The 4,709-nt window shown below is 45.1% G+C and carries 5 protein-coding genes; 3 read left to right on the top strand and 2 right to left on the bottom strand.

What is annotated here, in order from left to right; translation table 11 throughout:
- Nucleotides 1–231 precede the first annotated feature (231 nt).
- A complete protein-coding gene (locus ACR2PX_RS22375; RefSeq protein ID WP_434001568.1) occupies nt 232–1,083 on the top strand; it encodes a MurR/RpiR family transcriptional regulator in 852 nt (283 codons plus the stop codon).
- 439 nt (nt 1,084–1,522) lie between these two features.
- Nucleotides 1,523–1,702: a hypothetical protein gene (locus tag ACR2PX_RS22370; RefSeq protein ID WP_138625755.1), complete on the top strand. Its 180-nt coding sequence runs from the start codon at nt 1,523–1,525 to the stop codon at nt 1,700–1,702.
- A gap of 41 nt (nt 1,703–1,743) precedes the next feature.
- Here ACR2PX_RS22370 and ACR2PX_RS22365 read toward each other — a convergent pair whose 3' ends face one another.
- Entirely contained in the window at nt 1,744–3,180 is a 1,437-nt protein-coding gene (locus ACR2PX_RS22365; protein ID WP_434001567.1) for a hypothetical protein, read from the bottom strand.
- A gap of 286 nt (nt 3,181–3,466) precedes the next feature.
- Here ACR2PX_RS22365 and znuA point away from each other — a divergent pair, with 286 nt between their 5' ends.
- Complete coding sequence (gene znuA, locus ACR2PX_RS22360; RefSeq protein ID WP_434001566.1) at nt 3,467–4,399, top strand: zinc ABC transporter substrate-binding protein ZnuA; 933 nt, start codon at nt 3,467–3,469, stop codon at nt 4,397–4,399.
- Between the two features lie 201 nt (nt 4,400–4,600).
- Here the strand turns inward: znuA and ACR2PX_RS22355 are convergent.
- A partial coding sequence (locus ACR2PX_RS22355; RefSeq protein ID WP_433997355.1) for a zinc ribbon domain-containing protein occupies nt 4,601–4,709 on the bottom strand: 109 nt, incomplete at its 5' end.

The following is a 4,709-nucleotide window of genomic DNA, read 5'->3' as shown; positions in this document are numbered from 1 at the left end:
GGATTTGGCCATTTTTTATGATTCTTTTCGTTGAATAGCTCGCTATTCGCCTCAAATAATCATAAAAACTGTCTCAAACCGGACTTTTTCTCGCTACGGTCGGCTAAGTCCGACAGACTCCTAGCAGTCCTCAAAGGCTCCCATTGGCTCTGTCTACCAGACTGACGGTTCAAAAATCAGACTCTGTAGCCCGATCTTTTTACGATAAGAAGAAAATAAGATATTCAAAAGATGCTTTCCAATGACCCTATTAAAGCTGTGAAGCAGGGGTATGGTGCTTTACGTCGCTCAGAGAAAAAAGTAGCTGATCTGGTACTTTCAGACCCATCCCGTTGTGTGAACTGCAGTATTGCCGAGTTAGCCCGTCAGGCGTCAGTCAGCGAGCCCACCGTCGTTAGATTTTGTCGGGCGATTGGTTGCAACGGCTATCAGGAGTTCAAGCTCAGACTGGCACAAAGTTTGGGCAGCGGCTCACGCTTTGCTGAGCTCAAGCTAGACCGAAAAGACTCTCCTGCCGATATTGCCCATAAGGTATTTAACGGAACAGTCAGAGAGCTGCTGAACGTCAGAGACCTGCTGAATACAGAACAATTGCAGCAGGCAATAGAAATTCTGGCTAATGCCCAGCGCATCGAGTTTTATGGCTTTGGTGCTTCCGGGGCAGTGGCAGAAGATGCCCGTCATAAATTCATTCGCATTCAACCCTCGACCACCGCCTGTGCAGACCCTCATATCCAGTTAATTTCTGCATCCACCATGACCGAAAGAGATGTTGTCGTTGCCATTTCGCAATCAGGTCGCTCAAAAGAGCTCTTGCAGAGCGTTAAACTTGCCAGAAAGCACGGTGCGACCGTGATTGGCATCTGCCCTGAAAACACGCCTCTGGCAAAATTATGCAACTTGCCCATGGCTGTTGCAGCAGAGGAAAACACAGAGCTCTTCACCCCCCTGACTTCCAGAATTGTTCATCTGGTCGTCATAGACGTTCTGGCGACCGGTGTAGCCATGCTTAAAGAACCTGAACTCAGTCGTCAGCTGAAGAAAATAAAACACGGTCTTAGTAATAGTCGAGTCAATAACTAGGAGCCTGACCGAGAATAGTCAGTCCGGCCTAAAGCCAAGAAAGAGCGGCCATCTTTTCCACTGAATTTGATTAAATAGGTCAACTGTTTGAACAAATTCAGTGAAAAACCTGGCTCGCACTCTGTTAACGATTTGAAACTCTATAATCAACAGACAAGCGACGTTCGTTAAAAGCTTATATTTCTTATTTGTAACATAAATGAAATCTCGCAATTAATAGCGTTTATCATCTTGATTCTCATTTTCATAACACAAGAAGAATAACTAAGTCGTACACTTTTGCACCACATTAAGGCAAATTAGTGCCTGAAAAACGCTTTGTAGGATATATCGCACAAGCTTTGGCGTGATTATCTCTTGTTCCTGTCTGACATTTTTCATAACTTCGTAATTGTCAGGAAGCATCATAAAAAACAATAAAAAACAAAGGGGTGCTGGCATGTCTAATAAAGACAAACAACTCAAAAAAGATTTTCTTCAGCAACAAGTCATTAGTCGAGACGATTTGCCTAACAAAGGCTCAAAACGCGCACTAAAGATTCGAAGAGCCCTGGAAGACAGAGAAGAAACCAAAAAACTCAGTACTTTCTTTGGCGATAGCTATTGGGGTGATGTCTAACAATCTCTTTTTCAGCCCCTTATCAAGGGGCTGAGATTTTCCTACCCATTATAGAGTTTACTTTCCTCTGCTTTCCCTAACGCAATACTGATATCTCCCAGCCTTCTATCACGGGTATATTCTGGCGGATTTAAATCCATGGAACTGGTAATCGATACCGGCTGTTTAATATGAAAGCAATGGCCGTCTTCAGTCGTCAGCTTATAGGAGGGAAAAGCCAGAACAAATCTTAATTGCAAACGACCGTCGTCATTAACGTGTATTTGTGTTTCACATTTTCTTTCCTGAGGCGCAAAGACATGAAACGCTCCCAGCTTTTCCTGCACCATCACCCTCAACGTATTTCCCAACGGGTTATAGGGACTTTGACTCACCATATCCGTGAGTACACCTTTCAAGGATGCTGACTTGTCCCGGCATAGTGATAACAATTGAGCCCTGCACTCTTCCTTGAAACGATCATTACTTTCTTCTTTTGACGTTGATTGATCCTCTGTGTGTTCATACAGGCAAACAGCAGAATGAAAATTCAGACCTTGCTGATCAAATACCGCAAAATTAGAATTTCGCAAAATATCCGTATCAAATTGTTGTGCGGTTCCATCAGCATTCAGAACACTGGGGTCCATTGAGGCAATATTATTGGTAATCTCCCAGTTAAGCTGACTCGCCTGATGAACACCAGACAGGCCTTCCATCTGACTTCTGTAAAATTCAGCCTTCAACTGAAATCGCAACTGGGCTAACAACCCCAGAACCTGACTTTTACGATCAAACAAGCTTGCCAGCCGTTGACTCAGAGATTCCAGTTTTGTGATGCTTGCTTTCAGGTCTACCTGAAAACCTTGAGCATCTGAGTGATCCATCAACCGGTGGAGACTCTGTGCCAGAATGTTGGGTGAAATTGAGTCCAGAAAAGAGGTCAGTTTAAGTACATTCTCAATAATCGCTCTTTGCGCTTCTTCTGTTAGCCCATTCCAATAAACTGGATCAAATCCGCTCAGCACATTAACGTAATGATCCAGCGTCTGGGCAAGCTCTTGATCAACAGCCGTCATCTCAACCACTTCAAAATCCAGCTCCTGCATTTCCTGCTCTGACTTCAGGGAGAAGCTGGGCAGTTTGACGCCCAGACTCTCAGTTGGGTCACTGGTCTCACTCACTATCGGGGGCATTGCTTGAGGCTGTGAATCTTCACAGATATTCCACAGGGCATCTGTCATCAGCGTGGTAAATTCATCACTGTACAGGCTTTCCGGAGTATCATCGGGGCTGTGAGCAAGGCCTACCTGCCTCTGGGATCTTTCTGATGGGCTTCCTGTTACAAAATCATTAGATCGAGTAACGGACTCTTCCGCTTCAGCGGGTTTGACCAGATATTGCTTATAGTGACCTGCCAGCTTTGTCAGCCCATTCCAGAAGCCTTGGTAATAGCCTGAATCAGAGCTAGCGCCGTTTATTTTATCTTTTCCGTCCATGCCCCTATTTCCCTCTATAATCCAATAGTCTGGTAGTAGGATCCATCTATAACTATAGGGGTTCGAAGAATTAGCAATGTGTTTAGGTACTTTTGTACTTAACTTCATCCATTTGAAAGCTGCCGATTGGGAAGACTCCAATCGTTGAATTACCCCCAACCACCGCTTGATGTAATCTGACAGCAAGTCAGGCTAACAAATCAATTTGGTTACAAAAACACAGGCATTCACTATCAGGATGGTTATAATATAACGTTTCCTTCACATATTGACGCAGTTGCCCCCTATGACCCTCTCGAGAAAACCAAAGATAATGATCTGGCTGGCTGGCTTATTACTTTCTATAACTCTGCCAGCCTGGAGTAAAGAACCACCTAAAGTACTGACTTCAATTAAGCCTTTGCAGCTGATTGCGGCTTCCATTACAGAAGGCGTCACTTCGGCTGATGTGCTGCTTCCTCCCGGTGCTTCTCCCCATAGCCATAGCCTGAAGCCTTCAGATGCCAGAAAGCTGTATGAAGCAGATATTATTTTCTGGGTGGGTCCTGATATGGAAACGTTCCTGGAGAAAACCCTGTCAGGTTCAAAAAAGGCGGTCTCCGTGCCCTTAATGCAGGAGAGCAAGCTGAAACTCCTGAAGAGCAGTGAAGGAAAAGAAGAAGTTCATGATCATCATCCCGGAGAAGACGATCATCATCACGGCGAGTATGATGCTCACATCTGGCTGAGTCCAAATAATGCCATCGCCATGGCAAAAACCATGTCGGAAAAGCTGAGCAAGCTGGATCCAGAACATAAAAAGCAATACAAAGAAAACTTCAAAACCTTTAAGAAAGAAGTTCAGACTGCGGACAAGCGAAACAGCACCAAGCTGACCAACTACCATTCTCAGCCCATGTTTGTCTTCCATGATGCTTATGGTTACCTGCAAAAGCATTACAAGTTGAATGTTGTGGACTACTTCACCATTAATCCGGAACAGCAGCCTGGTGCAAAACATCTGACCCGTTTGCAAGATAAGCTGAAAAAGGCAGGCAATAGCTGTGTTTTCCGTGAGCCACAATTCCAGCCTGCTTATATTGACCGAATTATAGGGGGTACCGATGCCAGCGTAGCTGTACTGGATCCTCTGGCTACAGATATTGCTGTCAGCCCTGATGGCTATATCCAGTTTATGGACAACTTGACGGATAACATCATCAGTTGCCTGAAGAAGTAGCATTCGTTAAACGAAACACACTTTGAAAGGATGAGAATACTCAATCGATACCGGCGACTCTTTGGTTTCGCTTTAATGGTTTTATTGAGCACATCCTCTCAGGCTGATACCCGGATCGTCATGTTGGGAACCGGAACACCGGTTCCCAATGCCGACAGAGCCGGCTCTTCTGTAGCCATTATTTTTGACATCCTCCCCGCCCTAAAGGACGGGGATTCCTACAGCTAGACGGTCATGCCCGACCGCAAGAATGTTTCTTGCTGCGTTTACGTCACGCAGATGTTCAGCTCCGCACTCTGAACAGACCCAT

Source organism: Endozoicomonas sp., assembly GCF_051008435.1.
Lineage (GTDB): Bacteria > Pseudomonadota > Gammaproteobacteria > Pseudomonadales > Endozoicomonadaceae > Endozoicomonas_A.
The sequence above is the reverse complement of the archived record's forward strand: the minus strand, read 5'-3'. Positions and strand labels throughout refer to the sequence as shown.